Genomic DNA, 1,363 nt, shown 5'->3' on the forward strand with positions numbered 1-1,363 from the left:
CCCTTTGCGGACATCCGGCCATACTTAATATCAATTTACCCATTTCCCAAAACCTGACCTTCGCGCATCGTGCAGCATTTGGGGAAACCCATTCGGACAGATATTCCAGCTCTAACCCAATAGGCCTATCAACATCACTGGCTCAGATCGGCAAAGCGAGATTTCAGCATGGCTTCGTCGTATTCGCTCCGTGCTGTGCTGTCGTACACCACACCACCACCAACATTCATTTGAACGGTTTGGTCTGGGTGGCATTGCAAAGTGCGGATGGCAACGTTGAATTCCATCGCGCCGGTGGGTGCAATCCAGCCGATGGAGCCACAGTAGGCCTCGCGCGGCTGGGTTTCGATTTCGCGAATGATCTGCATTGCCCGCACTTTCGGCGCTCCGGTGATCGAGCCGCAGGGGAAAAGCGCTCCAAACAGTTCTTTGAACGTTGTCCCTTTGCGAACCTTGGAAGTGATACAAGACGTCATTTGGTGCAATGTCGCGAACCGTTCTACGGCGAACAGTTCCGGAACAGTTACGCTACCAATTTCGGACACCCGGCTCATATCGTTACGCAACAGGTCAACGATCATGAGATTTTCGGCGCGGTTCTTGTCAGACATTTGAAGCTCGTCTCGAAACGCGTCGTCTTCGGCGACAGTATTTCCGCGCGGTGCCGTACCCTTCATTGGTCGGGTCGTCAATTTGCCGTCCGCAGACAGCTTAAAGAACAGCTCGGGCGAGCGAGAAAGCAAAGCAGTGCCACCTAAATCGACCAATGCCCCATGCCGGACTGGCTGACGAAGCTGAAGCTGTGCATAAAGTTGTTCAATGGTGCCATCAAAACGGGAGGCGAGCGGGAAGGTGAGGTTCGCTTGATAAATATCGCCGGCTACAATGTAATCATGAACTGTCTGGAAAGCCTCTTCATACCGTAGAAAATCCCAAAGCGGTTGCTGTTGGTCCAATGTGATGGGCGTATGATCCAACGGAACCCCACCCGAGATCGGAGCATCGAACACGCCAAAATGGATTAGCGGTAGTTGCCGGTCTGGAGGCAGTAAGGGTGCGAGCTTTGACAACAATAGATAGCCGAGCTCGTAGGACAGATAACCAGCCAGCCATTTACCGTCGGACTGGGCCTGCTGCATTGCACCCCACGCGTGATCAACTTCAGCCGGAGTGCTTGCCTTGATCACCGCACTTGGCGCAATAAATGCCGAACCTCCAGCGATCGGGCCGCAATCAAAAGTCACCTTGGCTTGATGAACCGGCGTCAAAAGTCTGCAGCGATCCGTATTTCACGCAGCGGTCGTACGATATCAATCGCTTGCTGGTAAATCGGATGCGCCTTGTAAGCCTGTAGTGCGGTGTC

General features: G+C 53.4%; 2 protein-coding genes. Both read right to left on the reverse strand.

The annotated features are described in order from the left end of the window. Nucleotides 1-134 precede the first annotated feature (134 nt). Nucleotides 135-1,268: an aminodeoxychorismate synthase component I gene (locus Q1A20_RS26045; RefSeq protein ID WP_299919722.1), complete on the reverse strand. Its 1,134-nt coding sequence runs from the start codon at nucleotides 1,266-1,268 to the stop codon at nucleotides 135-137. Next, nucleotides 1,265-1,363: Dabb family protein (locus Q1A20_RS26050; protein WP_299410977.1), on the reverse strand; the 99-nt coding region annotated here is incomplete at its 5' end. The genes Q1A20_RS26045 and Q1A20_RS26050, both read right to left, overlap by 4 nt.

The sequence above is a fragment of the uncultured Roseobacter sp. genome, from assembly GCF_947501835.1.
GTDB lineage: Bacteria > Pseudomonadota > Alphaproteobacteria > Rhodobacterales > Rhodobacteraceae > Roseobacter.